This window comes from Pseudomonas sp. TH31 (assembly GCF_016650815.1).
Classification (GTDB): Bacteria; Pseudomonadota; Gammaproteobacteria; order Pseudomonadales; family Pseudomonadaceae; genus Aquipseudomonas.
The window spans coordinates 290,091-306,906 of sequence record NZ_JAEKEZ010000014.1; the positions used below are offsets into that span (position 1 = coordinate 290,091).

Consider the following 16,816-nt stretch of genomic DNA (forward strand, 5'->3'; position numbering starts at 1 on the left):
GTCTTGCCCACCCCCATATTGGGGCGACTGACGCGTGAAGGAATCCAACTTGAGCGAACTTCTCAACCGCCGCCTGGCTCTGCTCGGCGAGCGCGCTAACCTCTCTCTGCTCGAACAGTGCCTTCACGGCATCGAACGTGAATGCCTGCGCGTGACCGATGAAGGTCGCCTGGCGCAAACGCCGCACCCGGAAGAATTGGGTTCCGCGCTGACCAACGAACAAATCACCACCGATTATTCCGAATCGCTGCTGGAGTTCATCACGCCCGCCCTGCCCGACCCGGCAGACACCCTGGCAAGCCTGGACAGCATTCACCGTTTTGCCTACAGCAAACTCGGCAACGAGTACCTGTGGAGTCCATCGATGCCGTGCCCGTTGCCGGCCGAGGAAGACATCCCGATTGCCTATTACGGCACGTCCAACATCGGTCAGCTCAAGTACGTCTACCGCAAGGGCCTGGCCCTGCGCTATGGCAAGACCATGCAGTGCATCGCCGGGATTCACTACAACTTTTCCCTGCCGGAAAAGCTCTGGCCGCTGCTCAAGGAGGCTGAAGGCTTTGTCGGTACCGACCGCGACTATCAATCGTCGGCCTACATCGCGCTGATCCGTAACTTCCGTCGCTACAGCTGGCTGCTGATGTACCTGTTCGGTGCCTCGCCAGCGCTGGACGCCGGCTTCCTGCGCGGTCGCGCGCACCAGTTGGAACAACTGGACCCGGACACCCTGTACCTGCCGTACGCCACCAGCCTGCGCATGAGTGATCTGGGTTACCAGAGCAACGCCCAGGCCGGCCTGACGCCGTGCTACAACGACTTGGCCAGCTACACCGACAGCCTGCGCAAAGCGGTGGCCACGCCGTATGCGCCGTATGTTGAAGTCGGCACGCACAAGGACGGTGAGTGGGTGCAGCTCAACACCAACATCCTGCAGATCGAAAACGAGTACTACTCCAACATCCGCCCGAAACGCGTGACCTACACCGGCGAACGGCCGATTCAGGCTTTGGTGGCCCGTGGCATTCAGTACGTCGAAGTGCGTTGCCTGGACATCAACCCGTTCCTGCCGATGGGCATCGACTTGCAAGAATCGCGGTTCCTCGACGCGTTCCTGCTGTATTGCGCGCTGAACGACAGCCCGCTGCTGGCCAGCAATACATGCAACAACGCGACTTCGAACTTCCTCAGCGTGGTCAAGGAAGGTCGTCGCCGGGCCTGCAATTGCAGCGCGACGGTCAACCGGTGGACATGAAGGAATGGGCCACCGAGTTGCTGGAGAAGATTGCCCCATTGGCGGCGTTGCTCGATCAGAGCCATGGCGGCGATGCGCATAGCAAGTCTCTGGACGTGCAATTGGAGAAGATCAAGGACCCGTCCCGCACTCCATCGGCCCAAGTGTTGGCGGCGATGGCGGAGCATAAGGAAAGCTTTGCTCAGTTCTCCCTGCGCCAGAGCCGCGTCCACGCGGAGTACTTCCGTAGTGAGCCGTTGAGCGTTGAGGACCAGGCGAAGTTTGAAGCACGGGCGCGCTCGTCGCTGGCTGAACAGGCGGAGCTGGAGCAGAACGAGGTGGGCGATTTCGATGTGTTTGTCGGGTCGTATCAGGCGAGTATTTTGTCAATCAGCAACTAAGCGGCGCCTGTTAAAAGATCGTCCGAACGCGGCCCGAGCCTTCGGCAGCTCCTACGGAACGGTGCCAGGGCTGCGATTTTTTTGCCCGCACCACACAATTTCGGATCCACACGCTACCTTTGTAGGAGCTGCCGCAGGCTGCGATCTTTTGATCCTTGTAGGAGCTGCCGCAGGCTGCGATCTTTTGATCTTGTAGGAGCTGCCGCAGGCTGCGATCTTTTGATCCTTTAGAATTTTCCGCTCATAAGCTAATTCGAAAAAGTTATTTATTTTCTAATTCTTATATCATTTAGTCTCCTTTCACGCCGACTCTCGGTCGCCTGACAAGGAGCTTCCCCAATGAAACTGAACGTCCCTCTTCGCCTCCTGGCGGCCGCGGCCCTGGCTGCGGCGAGTTTCTTTGTCCAGGCGGCTGACGTGACCGTCGCCTACCAGACCACCGTGGACCCGGCCAAAGTCGCCCAGGCCGACGGCGCTTACGAAAAAGCCACCAACGCCAAGATCGACTGGCGCAAATTCGACAACGGTGCCGACATCATTGCCGCCATCGCGTCCGGCGACGTGCAAATCGGCTACCTCGGCTCCAGCCCTCTGACGGCGGCCATCACCCGCAAAGTCCCGGTCGAAACCTTCCTCATCGCCACCCAGATCGGCGCCGCTGAAGCGCTGGTCGCTCGCGACGGCTCCGGGATCAAGACCCCGCAAGACCTGATCGGCAAGAAAATCGCCGTGCCATTCGTTTCCACCGGCCACTACAGCCTGCTCGCCGCGCTGAAGCACTGGAACATCGACCCGTCGAAAGTCACCATCCTCAACCTCGCGCCGCCGGCGATCGTCGCTGCGTGGAAACGCGGTGATATCGACGCCACCTACGTTTGGGACCCGGCCCTCGGCGTAGCCAAGGAAAACGGCAAAGTGCTGATCACTTCCGGCGAACTGGCCAAGTTCGGTGCACCCACCTTCGATGCCTGGATCGTGCGTAAAGACTTCGCCCAGAAGCACCCGGAAATCGTCACCGCGTTCGCCAAAGTGACCCTGGATGCCTACGCCGACTACCGCAAAGACCCGAAAGCCTGGCTCGCCAACCCATCCAACGTCGACAAACTGGTGAAACTCTCCGGCGCCAAGGCCACAGACATTCCATTGCTGCTGCAAGGCAACGTCTACCCGCTCGCGGCTGACCAAGTGATCACCCTCGGCGCGCCGACCACCAAGGCCATCACCGACACCGCCGCGTTCCTGAAAGAACAAGGCAAGGTCGAAGCCGTACTGCCGGACTACGCCCCGTACGTCAGCGCCAAATACATCACCAACTGATCGGAGTTAACCGCGATGGCTTTGCTACAGCTGGAGCGCATCAGCGCACAGTACCCCGGCAGTCCGGAACCGGTACTGACGGATATTTCCTTGAGCCTTGGGCCCCAGCAATTGCTGGTGGCCCTCGGCCCGTCCGGCAGTGGCAAGACTTCGCTGTTGAACCTGATTGCCGGTTTCGTCGAGCCCAGCGCCGGGCGTATCACCCTTGACGGTGTGCCGGTCAAAGGCCCGAGTGCCGAACGCGGCGTGGTGTTTCAGGACGACGCGTTGCTGCCTTGGCAAGACGTTCTGGCTAACGTCGGATTCGGCTTGGAACTGGCTGGCGTTTCCCGCGATAAACGGGAAATCCGCGCTCGGGAAATGCTCGCGTTGGTCGACCTTTCCGGATTTGAAAACCGCCGCATCTGGCAGCTCTCGGGCGGCCAGAAGCAACGTGTCGGTTTGGCCCGAGCCCTCGCCGCCGACCCGCGCGTGTTGTTGATGGACGAACCCTTCGGCGCCCTCGATGCTTTCACCCGCGAACAGATGCAAGAGCTGCTGTTGCAAGTCTGGCGGCGCACCGCCAAACCGGTATTCCTGATCACCCACGACATCGAAGAAGCGGTATTCCTCGCCACTGATTTGATTCTGCTGGCTCCAAACCCTGGGCAAATCGTCGAGCGCTTGAGCCTGGACTTCGGCCAGCGTTACGCCGCTGGCGAGTCGGCACGAGCGATCAAATCCGACCCGCGCTTTATCGAAACCCGCGAACACGTGCTCGCCAAGGTGTTCTCCCAACGCAGTGCCGCCCAGCGGCAGGAGCGCGCATGAGCAGCTATGAAATTCCGGCCGTGACGGTTAAACCGGGGTCGACGGTGATCCCGGTCCGTCGCAGCTTCAGTACTCGCTGGATCAGCGTGCTGACGCTGGTCGCTCTCGTGTTCATTTGGTGGGCGGTGACTGCCACAGGAATGATCGAACCGCTGTTCCTGCCCCCACCGTCCGCCGTGCTGCAAAAAGGCTGGCTGCTGGCGACCACCGGCTACATGGATTCAACGTTGTGGCAGCACTTGGGCGCGAGCCTGAGCCGCATCGGCCTGGGCCTGGGCTTCGCGGTGCTGACCGCCGTGCCGGTCGGCATCGCCATTGGCCACAACCGCATCGCTCGCGGGATTCTCGATCCGCTGATCGAGTTCTACCGCCCTATTCCACCGCTGGCTTATCTGCCGCTGATCGTGATCTGGTGCGGCATTGGTGAGCTGTCGAAAGTCTTGCTGATCTACCTGGCGATTTTCGCCCCGATTGCCATCGCCACCGCGACGGGCGTGCGCACGGTTGACCCGGCCAAGTTGCGCGCCGCGCAGTCCCTGGGCGCGACGCGAGCGCAGTTGATTCGGCATGTGATTCTGCCGAGTGCCTTGCCGGATATTTTGACCGGCGTGCGGATTGGCCTGGGCGTGGGCTGGTCGACGCTGGTTGCCGCCGAATTGATTGCCGCCACCAGCGGCTTGGGGTTCATGGTGCAATCGGCCGCGCAATTCCTGGTCACCGATGTGGTGGTGCTGGGGATTCTGGTGATCGCGCTGATCGCCTTCGCCATGGAAATGGGCCTGCGTGCCCTGCAACGCAAACTGGTGCCATGGCACGGCCAGGCACACTGAAGCTTCTGAATTGGATCAGCCCTGTAGGAGCTGTCGAGTGAAACGAGGCTGCGATCTTTTGATCTTGCTCTCTAAAAACAACATCAAAAGATCGCAGCCTCGTTTCACTCGGCAGCTCCTACAGGTGCGGTGTCGTTCACAAAATTCATATACGACACCCAGAATTGAAGAGAACCTCCATGAGCATTCTGACCATCGTCCCTTTAAGCTCGGCCCTCGGCGCGCAGATCAGCGGCATCGACGTCAGCCAGCCGCTGAACCTGGAACAGCGCGACGCCATCGAACAGGCGCTGCTCAAGCACCAGGTTTTGTTCTTCCGCGACCAGCCGATCACGCCGCAGCAACAGGCGCGTTTCGCCGCCAATTTCGGCGACCTGCACATTCACCCGATCTACCCCAACGTCCCGGAACAACCGCAGGTGCTGATCCTCGACACCGCCGTCACCGACGTGCGCGACAACGCGATCTGGCACACCGACGTGACCTTCCTGCCCACCCCGGCCATGGGCGCAGTGCTCAGCGCCAAGTTGCTGCCGGAGTTTGGTGGCGACACGTTGTGGGCCAGCGGGATTGCGGCGCATGAAGCCTTGTCGGCACCGATGAAAACCTTGCTCGAAGGGCTGACTGCTACTCACGATTTCACCCGTTCGTTTCCGCTGGAACGCTATGGCAACACGCCCGAAGCGTTGGCTCAGTGGGAAGAAGCTCGGCGCAAGAACCCGCCGCTGTCACACCCGGTGATTCGCACACATCCGGTGAGCGGGCGCCGTTCGTTGTTCGTCAATGAAGGGTTCACGTCGAAGATTAATGAGCTGTCGGAGACGGAGAGTGAGGCGATTTTGAAGCTGCTGTTTGCTCATGCGACGCGGCCGGAATTTACCATTCGCTGGCGTTGGCAGACGGATGACGTGGCGTTCTGGGATAACCGCGTGACGCAGCATTACGCGGTGGACGATTACCGGCCGGCGCGGCGGGTGATGCAGCGGGCTACGGTGTTGGGGGATGTGCCGTTTTTTAAGTAAACCCTGATTCCCTGATTGACTGATATGGCCCCTTCGCGAGCAAGCCCGCTCCCACAGTTGGAATGCGTTCCAACTGTGGGAGCGGGCTTGCTCGCGAAGGCGATATGACAGGCGCCAGATAATCCGGCGCCGAGCGCTTACTCAGCCGTCGAAGGCTTCTCCCACAGATTGATCCCGCCTTCCTGGGCAAACCGATCGATCTCCGCCAACTCTTGCGCGCTAAAGCTCAAGTTCTTCAACGCCCCGACGTTTTCGATGATCTGCTCCGGCCGGCTCGCGCCGATCAGGGCCGAGGTCACGCGCGAGTCGCGCAGGGTCCAGGCCAACGCCAGTTGCGCCAGGCTCTGGCCGCGACGCTTGGCGATCTCGTTGAGCCCGCGTACGTGGGCGATGTTGGCTTCGGACAGGTGCGATTCCTGCAACGAACCACCACCCGGACGATTAACCCGCGCATCCTTCGGAATGCCGTTGAGGTATTTGTCGGTCAACAGACCCTGGGCCAACGGAGTGAACGCAATCACGCCGGCACCGAGTTCGTCGGTGACGTCCAGCAGGTCTTTTTCCACCCAGCGATTGAGCAGGTTGTAGGCCGGTTGGTGAATCAACAGCGGTACTTTCCACTCTTGCAACAGCGCGGCGATTTCACGGGTTTTTACGCCGGAGTAAGACGAGATACCGATGTATAGCGCTTTGCCCTGCTGCACAGCGGTGGCCAGGGCGCTGGCGGTTTCTTCCAGCGGGGTGTCCGGGTCGAAGCGGTGGGAATAGAAGATGTCCACGTAATCGAGGCCCAGGCGTTGCAGGCTCTGGTCGAGACTGGCCAGCACGTATTTGCGCGAGCCGCCGCCCTGGCCGTAAGGGCCTGGCCACATGTCCCAACCAGCCTTGCTGGAGATGATCAGCTCGTCGCGGTACTGCTTGAAGTCTTCGCGCAGCAAACGGCCGAAGTTGATTTCGGCGCTGCCGTACGGCGGGCCATAGTTATTGGCCAGGTCGAAGTGGTTGATGCCCAGGTCGAATGCGGTGCGCAGCAACGAGCGCTGGGTGTCGATCGGCGTGCTGTCGCCGAAGTTGTGCCACAGCCCCAGGGAGAGGGCCGGCAAAACCAGCCCGCTGCGGCCTACGCGGCGGTATGGGATGGAGTCATAGCGGTTTTCGGCAGCGGTGTAAGGCATCGAATCCTCTCTTGTCTGTTTTGTCTGAAATCTTTTCGGTCGTGCCGACCTGATCTTTTTGTAGGAGCCAAGCTTGCTGGCGAAGGCGTCTTCAAGATCGCCTTCGCGGGCAAGTCGGAACGCCGCCCGCTCGCTCCTACAAGGGGGTGTTACGCAAATCTATTGTCTGGCCTGACGAGCCCAAGGTTCTGGCGCAAGGTCCGGCCTTCGTACTCTGTTCTGAACAACCCGCGTCGCTGCAGTTCCGGAACCACGCCATTGGCGAAGTCTTCCAGGCCGCCCGGCAGGTGCGGCACCAGCACATTGAAGCCATCTGCCGCGCCCTGTTCGAACCAATCCTGCAAGTGGTCGGCAATCTGCGCCGGCGTTCCCACCAAACTGTAATGCCCCCGGCCGCCGGCAATCTTGCGGCCCAACTCGGCGAGGCTGAGGTTTTCCTGGCCGGCCAGTTCGGTCAGCAGTTTCTGACGACTTTGCTGACCGCTTTCTGTCAGTGACAACGCCGGCAGCGGTCCGTCCAGCGGGTACTTCGACAAGTCGAAGTTGCCCAGCATACGCCCAAGTAATGCGACGCCAACCCCGGGTTCGACTAATGGCTGAAACGTTTCATATTTTTCCGGGCTTCGCTTTCGGTACGCCCGACGACCACAAAAACACCGGGCATGATTTTCAGCGAATCGGCGCTGCGACCGTACCGAGCCAAGCGGCCCTTGAGGCCGGCATAAAACGCCTGGGCGCTGGCCAATGAGGTCTGCGCGGTGAACACCACCTCGGCAGTTTGTGCCGCCAGGTCACGACCGAGCTCGGATGAACCGGCCTGCACAATCACCGGTTGGCCCTGGGGCGAGCGCGCCACATTCAGCGGGCCTTTGACCCGGAAGTGTTCGCCGACATGATCAAGGATGTGTACTTTTTCCGGGTGGTAGTACGTACCGCCGGCCTTGTCCCGTACAAAGGCGTCGTCCTGCCAACTGTCCCAGAGCCCGTGACCACCTGATAGAGCTCCCGAGCCCGGCTGTAGCGGTCTGAATGGCCGATATGCTCGTCGCGGCCAAAATTCTGCGCCTCAGCAGCAGGGTCGGAAGTCACCAGATTCCACCCCGAGCGCCCCCTGAAAGATGGTCCAGAGAGGCGAATTTTCGTGCTACATGGTACGGTTCGTTATAGCTGGTTGTGGCCGTGGCGATCAGCCCGATGCACTCTGTCACGGCGCTTAATGCAGACAGCAAAGTCAGGGGCTCAAAGTGGTCTGAGCGCGCCATGCGGCTGGCAATCGGTCCAGTTGGCGCCGCCACGCTGTCAGCGATGAACAACGCGTCAAACTTCGCCGCTTCGGCGATCTGTGCCAGTCGCTTGTAATGGCCGAAGTCTAGTCCCGCATCGGCCGGCACGTCGGGATGCCGCCAGGCGGCAACGTGGTGCCCGGTAGCCATCAGGAACGCGCCGAGCTTGAGCTGTCGAGCCATGGTCAGAAGTCCTTGCGCAATTTCTCGGCTGGTCGCCGGCAGCGTTGGTGCTGACCCGCCACTTCCACGGCGCCGGCATCGAAAAGATGATCGCCGATATCCCTGTGATCGAAACCCGGGATTACCAACCCGAGCACGAGCCACTGCAGATTGGTTTTCCGCATGTTGAGGTCGACGTGACAGCCGCGCAGTATCTGCACGGCAAGGGCTATCGGCGGATCGCGTTTGTGCAGAACAGCGCACCGGGGATTCAAACGCGCTGGAATGGCGTGACGGCTATGCGGCGACGATGTGCGAGTTGGGGCTGGAACCGTGGGTGTTTGCGCCAGAGGCGGATCGTGCGCCGTTTGAGGCGGGTAAACAGGCGACGGAAGCGCTGATGAACACCTCACCGCGCCCTGACGCGATCATCTTCGCCAACGACAACCTGGCGGCGGGTGGTTTATTGGCCGGGCAACGCGCCGGACTGAAAATCCCCGCAGACTGCGCCGTACTCGGGTTTGGCGATTACCCGTTCGCCGAAATGCTGCTGCCAAGCTTGAGCACCATCAAACCGCCAGCGCTGGAGATTGGCGTGCTGGCGGCGACGCGGGTGTTGGAGAGTTTGGGGCTGTTGCCAGTGGAAGATGAAGTGCAGCGATTGAATTTGCTGGAGTGTCAGGTGATTGAGCGCGAGAGCGCCTGACACCCTGTAGGCATCCTGAAAAGATCGGAGGCTCGGGCCGCGTTCGGACGATCTTTTGATCTTGATCCTCGCTCAAACGGCCCCCGAAAATACCTCCCCCAACCAATCCACAAACACCCGAACCCGTGGCGACATGTGTCGATTGTGCGGGTACAGCACCGAAACCGGCATCGGCGGCGGTGGTGTGTCGGTGAGGATTTCCTGCACCAGCCCCTGGGCTATCTGCGTTTCCATGCGGTAATGCGGGCACTGGATGATGCCGAGCCCGGCAATCGCCGACGCCGCATAAATCTCAGCGCCGAACACCGACAGCGCACCATCGATGGCCACTTCTTTCAGTTCGCCATCGACCATGAATTCAAACGGAAACTGTTTGGCGGTGGTACGTGAAACGTAGTTCACCGCGCGGTGCTGGCTCAGGTCGGCAAGGCTTTTCGGTTCGCCGTATTTGCGCAAATACGCCGGGCTGGCGCAGGTGATCTGGCGCAGGCTGGCGACGCGTTTGCCGATCAATGCCGAGTCGCCCAAGGTGCCGGCACGCAACACGCAATCGACGCCTTCGGCGATCAGGTCGACAAAGCGGTCGGCCTCGCTGAAGGACAACTCGATGTCCGGATAACGGGCCATGAACTGCGGCAATGCCGGGATCACAAAGTGCTTGGCCAAGGTGCCGTGCAAATCCACCCGCAACCGCCCTTTCGGCGCCACGCCACGAAACGCCAGTTCGGCCTCTTCCAGCTCCGCCAGCAACTGCACGCAACGCTGGTAATACGCCTCGCCGTCCAGTGTCGGACGGACCTTGCGCGTGCTGCGCTCCAGTAAACGCGTGCCGAGCCAGGCTTCGAACTGGTTCAGCGTATGGGTCAGCGTGGCCCGCGGCAGGTTCAGGTCATCGGCCGCCAACGTGAAGCTGCTGCGCTCGTAAATCCGCACGAACACCTTCATTGCTTTGACTTGGTCCACGGTCGGCCCCTGACTTTCGATTGTTGGTGATTATTGAACAGTCAAGGCAACTCTGGTGCATTTATCGCCCTGAGTAAACATGTGAATCTGGCTTCACCCCAAGCAAACACCTTCAAAGGAACCACCGCCATGACTACTCAGACTTCAAAAGTTGCCATCGTGACCGGCGCCTCCCGCGGCATCGGCGCGGTGATCGCCAAACAACTGGCCAGCGAAGGTTTCGCCGTCGCCATCAACTACGCCAACAGCGCCACCGAGGCCTCGAAACGGGTGGTCGAATTACGTCAGGCCGGTCACCGGGCCATAGCGATCAAGGCTGACGTGGCGAGTGCCGACGACGTACGCCGGTTGTTCGACGAGACCGAAGCCCAGTTGGGCAAGGTCGACGTGCTGGTCAACAACGCCGGCATCCTCAAGGTCATGCCGCTGGCGCAACACACCGACGAGTTGTTCGACCAGAACTTCAACATCCACACCCGCGGTACGTTCAACGCCCTGCGTGAAGCCGCCACGCGCCTGAACAGCGGCGGGCGGATTATCAACTTCTCCAGCAGCACCGTCGGCATGAACCTGCCGGGATACGCGGTGTACATCGCCAGCAAAGCGGCGGTGGAATCCCTGACCCAGGTGTTCGCCAAGGAAATGCGCGGTCGCAACATCACCGTCAACGCCGTCGCACCTGGCCCGGTGGCCACCGACCTGTTCCTGCACGGCAAGAGTGAAGAGCAAATCCAGACGTTCGCCAAGATGGCACCGCTGGAGCGCCTGGCTCAGCCGGAAGACATTGCCCGCGTCGTGAGCTTCCTGGTTGGCCCGGACTCGGCTTGGGTCAACGGGCAAATCCTGCGGGTTAACGGCGGTCTGGTCTGAGGATAATCCCATGAAAAACGTCATTCTGATCACGGGCGCCGGCACCGGCATCGGCAAACTCGCCGCCGAATCCCTCGCCCGGGCCGGGCACATCGTTTACGCCAGCATGCGCGACGTGAACGGGCGCAACGCCACACGGGCCGAGGCCTTTCGCCTCTGGGCCAAAGAACAAAACGTCGAGTTGCATCCGCTTGAGCTGGACGTGTTGTCACAGGATTCGGCCGACGCTGCGGTGGCGACCATCGTCAAAGAACAAGGTCGTCTCGACGTGGTCATGCAGAACGCCGGGCATCTAGTGATCGGCCCGACCGAAGCCTTCACCGCCGAAGAAATCATGAAAGTCTTCGACACCAATTTCTACGGCGCCCAGCGGGTCAGCCGTGCGGTGTTGCCGCAGATGCGCGCTCAGGCCTCGGGGTTGGTGTTGTGGATCAGCAGCACCACGACCAAGGGCGGTTTCCCGCCGTTCATGGGCCTGTATGCTGCCGCGAAAGCGGCGATGGATTCCCTGGCGGTGAGCATGTCCTACGAACTGACCCGCTTCGGCATCGAAACCTCCATCGTGGTGCCCGGCGCCTTCACCCGCGGCACCGATCATTTTCCGAGTGCCGGCAAACCGGCCGATGTGGCGCGCAGCAACGCCTATGCTCGATATGACGGGGTGATGGATAAAGTCGGCGAACGCCTGAGTGCGTTGACCCCGGACGATGCTGACCCGCAAGCGGTGGCAGATGACATCGCGAGGATCGTCGGACTGCCGCAGGGCTCGCGGCCGGCGCGGTCGGTGATCGATTTTGTCGGGGATGGCGCAGCGCAAGTACTGGAAGTGTCGGAGCGGGTTCGGATCGAGTTTGCCGAGCGGATTGGTATTGATGATTTGCTCGAGCTGACACCTCAGTGACCCCTTCGCGAGCAAGCCCGCTCCCACACTGGATCTGCGTCGAACACAACACGGTTGGACACACAGACCTCATGTGGGAGCGGGCTTGCTCGCGAAGGCGGCCTATAAGGCAACACATCGCTAAAGGACGGAACACACCATGCACACCACCATCATCATTTTCTTCGGCCTGGTCCTGCTGGCAATGATGCTCTACATCGGCGAACGAATCGGCTTCAGCCGCCAAACATTGACCTACAGCTTCGTCGCCTTGTGGCTGGCATTGACGGTGATCAACGGCGCAATCGGCGTGGTCACGGCCGGCCAGCCCGTCAGCTCGGAACTGGTGGTCGGCACGGTGGTGTTTGGCGTGCCGGTGGCGGCGCTGGTTCTGTTCATGGTGTTGAACAATGCCTAGGCGCCACCGGTTATCGATCAACGAACCAGGTGCAGGAACTGCATGTGCCGTTCGTACTGGTCGAGGATGTCGTTGATGATCTGGTCCTTGGTGTACCCCACCAGATCGTAGTCCTGACTGCCTTCGGCCAGATGCACTTCGGCGCGGTAATAACGACGGTTGTTGAGTTGCTTGGACCCCATACCGCCACGGGCAAAGGACGGCGTGAAGTAACCGCGCATCTGCACCTGGTAGATGAACGGATGCTGCTCGCCATGACCGATTTCCAGGCTGACACTGTCATTCGCCGGATCCGGCTGAGTGACCACACTCAAGCCCTTCTCGACAAACACTGCCGTTACTTCTTCAATCGCCGGACGCACCGTCGTTTCGAGGAAGCGGTAAACCTCATCCCGCGACGGGAAGTGCACCGCCTGACCCAAACGCTGACGCCAGCCGCCACGCTTTGAACCGGAGACCGGTGCCAGGGAATGCATCTGCGCGATCTGCTTCTGCGATTCCAGATAAAACGCTTTGTGCAGCCCCCACATCATCAGCAGCAGGATCATCGAGAACGGCAACGACGTCAGCACCACCGCTGATTTCAGCGCATCGATGCTGCCGGAGAACAACAGCGCACTGGTCACCAGCGCGGTCATCGCGCCCCAGAACACCCGCAGCCATTTCGGCCCGTCTTCATCCGGATTGCCGCCCTTGGCGGACAGCGTCGACAGCACCACAGTGCCCGAGTCGGCGGACGTCACGAAGAACACGAAGCTGATAAACACCGTGACCGCAATCACGGTTTTGCTCCACGGGTAGGTTTCCAGCAGCAGGTACAGGGTCATCGACGGGTTATCGATGGCCGACATACCGAGCGCGCTCATGCCGTGATTGAGCACTTGGTCGATGGCACTGTTGCCAAAGATCGACATCCACGCCAGGGTAAAACCGAGCGGAATCAGCAGCACGCCGAAGACGAATTCGCGGATGGTCCGGCCACGGGAAATACGTGCGATGAACAGGCCCACGAACGGCGACCATGCAATCCACCAGGCCCAATAGAACACCGTCCAGCCGCCCAGCCAGTCGCTGGGTTTGTCGTAGGCGTAGAGGTCGAAACTCTTCATCGGCAACGCGCCGAGGTAGTCGCCGATGTTCTGGATCAAGGTGTTGAGCAGGTGCTGCGTCGGGCCGGCGAACAACACGAACAGCAGCAGCGCACAGGCCAGCAGCATGTTGATATCGGACATGACCCGCACGCCTTTATCGACGCCGGACACCGCAACAATGATTGCCGCGCCCATCATCAGCGTGATCAGGCCGACCTGAATCCACTGCGTATGGGCGATACCGAACAGGTAGTCCAGGCCCGAATTGAGGTGCAATACCCCAAAGCCCATGTCGGCGCCGAGGCCAAACACCGTGGCGATGATGCCAAAGCCGTCCACCGCGTAACCGATGGGGCCGTTGATGCGCTTGCCGATCAGCGGGTACAGCGCTGAACGCAAGGCCAGCGGCAGGTTATGTCGATACGCAAAATACGCCAGCGCCATGCCGACGAAGGCGAACACGCCCCAGCCATGCAAGCCCCAGTGCAGAAACAGAATCTGCATCGCCTGCCGCGCCGCTTCCGGCGTACCGGCCGTGCCTTGGGGGGGTTGCGACAAGTGCGTCAACGGTTCGGATACGCAGAAGAAAAACAGCGTGATGCTGATCCCGGCGGCGAACAGCATGCCGGCCCAGGACAGGTAACTGAATTCGGGTTCGTCGTGGTCGGCACCGAGCTTGATCTTGCCGTAGCCAGACAAGGCGGTGACCACCACGAAGACCAGATACAGGGTCATTGCGAGCATGTAGTACCAGCCGACCGTATTGGCCGCCCAGTTTTGCGCTTCCAGTAACCAGGCACCGGCCTGTTTGGGCATGGCGATGACGACAATGCCGAACAACAGAATGAACCCGGCCGAGAAATAAAACACCGGCGGATTCATGCGGACCTGGCCGCTGGGAGGGGTGGACGGCGCACTCATGAAAGGCGCACCTCAAGGGGGTGAAACAAGGCAATCAATAACGGACTCGGCAAGGGCAAGCCTCCTGTTGTGAGCGGGCAGCAAACCGGCGGTTTAACTTGAATGAGTGTTCAAGTTAAACATGGATGGGCTCTGAGGACTAATCGCAAGGCTCGGCGGTACCTTTCGTACGCTAGCTCAAGGAAGCGTATGACGTGGGGTTTGGGGGATGATGTAGGAGCTGTCGAGTGAAACGAGGCTGCGATCTTTTGATCTTGTTTTTAAAATCAAAGTCAAAAGATCGCAGCCTCGTTTCACTCGACAGCTCCTACAGACAGCGAAGGCAATTCTTACTTCTGCGTCCCATCATCATGCTGCAAATTCGCCTGCGTCAGGTTGCACCCCGCCGGCACACTGCGGGTCAGCCACACGTTGCCACCAATGGTCGACCCCTTGCCGATGGTGATCCGCCCCAGAATCGTCGCCCCGGCATAGATCACCACATCATCCTCAACAATCGGATGCCGCGGGTGCCCCTTCTGCAACTGGCCGTCCTCGTCCGCCGGGAACCGCTTGGCGCCCAGCGTCACCGCCTGATAAATCCGCACCCGCTCACCGATGATCGCCGTCTCGCCAATCACCACACCCGTCCCGTGATCGATAAAGAAGCTGCGGCCGATTTGCGCTCCAGGGTGAATATCGATGCCGGTCGCCGAGTGAGCGATTTCGGCGCTGATCCGCGCCAGTAATGGCAACCCGGCGCGGTACAAGTGATGGCCGAGGCGATGGTGAATCACCGCCAGAATCCCCGGATAGCAGAGCAACACTTCATCGACGCTGCGGGCCGCCGGGTCGCCGTGATAGGCCGCCAGCACGTCGGTGTCCAACAGACTGCGCAGCCCCGGCAAGGCGAGGGCAAATTCCTGGATGATCTGGATGGTTTTGGCCTCGACTTCAGTGTCGGCCTGGGCGCTGTGGCGAGCGGCATAACGCAGTTCGAGCCGCGCCTGGGCCAACAACGCGTTCAGCGCAACGTCGAGGGTGTGCCCGACGTAGAAGTCTTCACTCTCTTCGCGCAAATCCACCGGCCCCAACCGCATCGGGAACAACGCACCGCACAAGGCTTCGAGAATGTCCGCCATGGCCGCCGGGACGGTAACTCGCGACCACCCTGCTCGCCGCTGGCGCGGCCGTTTTGTGCACGCCATTGATCACGCGCCGTGCGCAGCTGGCTGACGATGGTCTGCAATTGCCAATGGCTGGAACGCTCACTCACGGTAAAAACTCCTCACGGGCGGCCGGACTGTCTGGCCGCGTTGACGGCGATTACTCTACGGCATGGTCCGGAAGCGGAATTAAGAACCAATAGTGCTGTGCTCAGCATATTCGGATATAAGCGATTGGCGGTTGCCGGTACAAATAGCCGTGCTTATAGTCCTGACATCCTCCCCCGCCAGTACGGACCCATGATCAAACAACAGCTTGCCCGCTTTAACCGCCTCGACCTGCTTGGCCACCCTACGGCGCTGGAAAAGCTCGAACGCCTGTCGACCTGGCTCGGCCGCGATGTCTATGTCAAACGCGATGACCTGACGCCATTGGCCATGGGCGGCAACAAGCTGCGCAAACTCGAATACCTGGCCGCCGATGCGCAGGCACAGGGCGCCGATACCTTGATCACCGCAGGTGCGCTGCAATCCAACCATGTGCGCCAGACTGCCGCCATCGCCGCCAAACTTGGCTTGGGCTGTGTTGCGCTGCTGGAGAATCCGCTGGGCACCGACGACGCCAACTATGTTGGCAACGGCAATCGGCTGTTGCTGGACCTGTTCGACGCCAAAGTCGAGTTGGTGGAAAACCTCGATAACGCCGACGACCAACTGCAAGCCTTGGCCGATCGTCTGCGCAACAATGGCAAGAAGCCGTACCTGGTGCCGATTGGCGGCTCCAATGCCCTGGGCGCTTTGGGTTACGTACGCGCCGGGCTGGAACTGGCCGAACAGATCAAGGACACCGGCCTGCAATTCGCCGCGGTGGTCCTGGCCTCGGGCAGTGCCGGTACTCACAGCGGTCTGGCGCTGGCCTTGAGCGAAGTACTGCCGGATCTGCCAGTGATTGGCGTAACGGTCTCACGCAGTGAAGAAGATCAGCGGCCGAAAGTTCAGGGCCTGGCCGAACGCACTGCAGAGCTGCTGGGTGTAAGCCTGCCGGCGAGTTTCAAAGTCGAGCTGTGGGATGAATACTTCGGCCCGCGCTATGGCGAGCCGAATGCCGGGACATTGTCGGCAGTGAAGCTGGTGGCGGGGCAGGAAGGGTTGCTGCTCGATCCGGTGTACACCGGCAAGGCCATGGCCGGTTTGCTGGATGGTATTGGGCGCGGGCGTTTTGATGAAGGCCCGATTATCTTCCTGCACACCGGTGGGGCGCCGGCGTTGTTTGCCTACAAGGACTTTCTGTAATGCCTGGATAAGATCAAAAGATCGTCCGCACGCGGCCCGAGCCTTCGGCAGCTCCTGCAGGGCATCGGCGTACACCGTAGGAGCTGCCGAAGGCTGCGATCTTTTCAACAGACACCGCTTATCTCAAAAAAGAATAATAAAATCGATATTTAGTATTTTCCTATCTAACGACATCATCATATAGTCGCGCCGCAGGCGAATTTGGCGCGAGACGCATAAGCTGCTTTAGGGCAGGATATCGCAGTCGTCCAAATCCCGATTTTGCCAACTTTCCTAAAAGCGTCTTCATAAGAAAACA

General features: G+C 60.4%; 11 protein-coding genes and 4 pseudogenes. 10 read left to right on the forward strand and 5 right to left on the reverse strand.

The window, feature by feature from the left end:
* The first annotated feature begins 49 nt into the window (after positions 1-49).
* The 5 genes and pseudogenes from gshA to tauD all read left to right on the forward strand — a co-directional run bounded on the left by gshA (position 50) and on the right by tauD (position 5,611).
* Positions 50-1,632: pseudogene (gshA, locus tag JFV26_RS11740) on the forward strand (glutamate--cysteine ligase).
* A 339-nt stretch (positions 1,633-1,971) separates the two neighbouring features.
* Positions 1,972-2,949, forward strand: a complete 978-nt coding sequence (gene tauA / locus JFV26_RS11745) for a taurine ABC transporter substrate-binding protein (protein ID WP_201192402.1) — start codon at positions 1,972-1,974, stop codon at positions 2,947-2,949.
* A 15-nt stretch (positions 2,950-2,964) separates the two neighbouring features.
* Positions 2,965-3,759 (forward strand): taurine ABC transporter ATP-binding subunit, encoded by a 795-nt coding sequence (tauB, locus tag JFV26_RS11750; RefSeq protein ID WP_201192404.1) that lies wholly within the window; start codon positions 2,965-2,967, stop codon positions 3,757-3,759.
* Positions 3,756-4,589 (forward strand): taurine ABC transporter permease TauC, encoded by an 834-nt coding sequence (gene tauC / locus JFV26_RS11755; protein WP_201192406.1) that lies wholly within the window; start codon positions 3,756-3,758, stop codon positions 4,587-4,589. Before tauB ends, tauC begins: the two co-directional genes overlap by 4 nt.
* A gap of 179 nt (positions 4,590-4,768) precedes the next feature.
* The gene (gene tauD / locus JFV26_RS11760; RefSeq protein ID WP_201192408.1) at positions 4,769-5,611 is read left to right on the forward strand and encodes a taurine dioxygenase; all 843 of its coding nucleotides are present in this window, start codon (positions 4,769-4,771) and stop codon (positions 5,609-5,611) included.
* A gap of 137 nt (positions 5,612-5,748) precedes the next feature.
* Here tauD and mgrA read toward each other — a convergent pair whose 3' ends face one another.
* Together mgrA and JFV26_RS11770 are read right to left on the reverse strand one after the other, a co-directional pair.
* On the reverse strand, positions 5,749-6,786 hold the full coding sequence (gene mgrA, locus JFV26_RS11765) for an L-glyceraldehyde 3-phosphate reductase (protein WP_201192410.1): 1,038 nt from the start codon (positions 6,784-6,786) through the stop codon (positions 5,749-5,751).
* A 149-nt stretch (positions 6,787-6,935) separates the two neighbouring features.
* Positions 6,936-8,252: pseudogene (locus JFV26_RS11770) on the reverse strand (LLM class flavin-dependent oxidoreductase).
* A 17-nt stretch (positions 8,253-8,269) separates the two neighbouring features.
* Here JFV26_RS11770 and JFV26_RS11775 point away from each other — a divergent pair.
* A pseudogene (locus JFV26_RS11775) lies at positions 8,270-8,937 on the forward strand (substrate-binding domain-containing protein); the annotation flags it as partial.
* 72 nt (positions 8,938-9,009) lie between these two features.
* Here the strand turns inward: JFV26_RS11775 and JFV26_RS11780 are convergent.
* On the reverse strand, positions 9,010-9,900 hold the full coding sequence (locus JFV26_RS11780; RefSeq protein ID WP_201192412.1) for a LysR substrate-binding domain-containing protein: 891 nt from the start codon (positions 9,898-9,900) through the stop codon (positions 9,010-9,012).
* Positions 9,901-10,029: 129 nt separating this feature from the next.
* Between JFV26_RS11780 and JFV26_RS11785 the strand changes: the two genes are divergently transcribed.
* From JFV26_RS11785 to JFV26_RS11795, 3 genes are all read left to right on the forward strand, one after another.
* A complete protein-coding gene (locus JFV26_RS11785) occupies positions 10,030-10,770 on the forward strand; it encodes an SDR family oxidoreductase (protein WP_201192414.1) in 741 nt (246 codons plus the stop codon).
* 10 nt (positions 10,771-10,780) lie between these two features.
* Positions 10,781-11,671 (forward strand): SDR family oxidoreductase, encoded by an 891-nt coding sequence (locus JFV26_RS11790; RefSeq protein WP_201192416.1) that lies wholly within the window; start codon positions 10,781-10,783, stop codon positions 11,669-11,671.
* Between the two features lie 139 nt (positions 11,672-11,810).
* Positions 11,811-12,068, forward strand: a complete 258-nt coding sequence (locus JFV26_RS11795; RefSeq protein ID WP_201192418.1) for a hypothetical protein — start codon at positions 11,811-11,813, stop codon at positions 12,066-12,068.
* A 17-nt stretch (positions 12,069-12,085) separates the two neighbouring features.
* Here JFV26_RS11795 and betT read toward each other — a convergent pair whose 3' ends face one another.
* A complete protein-coding gene (gene betT / locus JFV26_RS11800; RefSeq protein WP_201192637.1) occupies positions 12,086-14,041 on the reverse strand; it encodes a choline transporter BetT in 1,956 nt (651 codons plus the stop codon).
* Between the two features lie 368 nt (positions 14,042-14,409).
* Positions 14,410-15,335: pseudogene (gene epsC / locus JFV26_RS11805) on the reverse strand (serine O-acetyltransferase EpsC).
* A gap of 190 nt (positions 15,336-15,525) precedes the next feature.
* On the opposite strand from epsC, the gene JFV26_RS11810 reads away from it, so the two are divergent.
* Complete coding sequence (locus JFV26_RS11810) at positions 15,526-16,518, forward strand: D-cysteine desulfhydrase (protein WP_201192420.1); 993 nt, start codon at positions 15,526-15,528, stop codon at positions 16,516-16,518.
* Positions 16,519-16,816: the final 298 nt, after the last annotated feature.

Bases quoted from the DNA above. Each gene is read 5' to 3' on its own strand.
- tauA (WP_201192402.1), top strand. From the start codon at position 1,972: ATGAAACTGAACGTCCCTCTTCGCCTCCTGGCGGCCGCGGCCCTGGCT.
- tauD (WP_201192408.1), top strand. From the start codon at position 4,769: ATGAGCATTCTGACCATCGTCCCTTTAAGCTCGGCCCTCGGCGCGCAG.
- JFV26_RS11795 (WP_201192418.1), top strand. From the start codon at position 11,811: ATGCACACCACCATCATCATTTTCTTCGGCCTGGTCCTGCTGGCAATG.
- JFV26_RS11810 (WP_201192420.1), top strand. From the start codon at position 15,526: ATGATCAAACAACAGCTTGCCCGCTTTAACCGCCTCGACCTGCTTGGC.
- tauC (WP_201192406.1), top strand. From the start codon at position 3,756: ATGAGCAGCTATGAAATTCCGGCCGTGACGGTTAAACCGGGGTCGACG.
- JFV26_RS11785 (WP_201192414.1), top strand. From the start codon at position 10,030: ATGACTACTCAGACTTCAAAAGTTGCCATCGTGACCGGCGCCTCCCGC.
- JFV26_RS11790 (WP_201192416.1), top strand. From the start codon at position 10,781: ATGAAAAACGTCATTCTGATCACGGGCGCCGGCACCGGCATCGGCAAA.
- mgrA (WP_201192410.1), bottom strand. From the start codon at position 6,786: ATGCCTTACACCGCTGCCGAAAACCGCTATGACTCCATCCCATACCGC.
- betT (WP_201192637.1), bottom strand. From the start codon at position 14,041: ATGAATCCGCCGGTGTTTTATTTCTCGGCCGGGTTCATTCTGTTGTTC.
- tauB (WP_201192404.1), top strand. From the start codon at position 2,965: ATGGCTTTGCTACAGCTGGAGCGCATCAGCGCACAGTACCCCGGCAGT.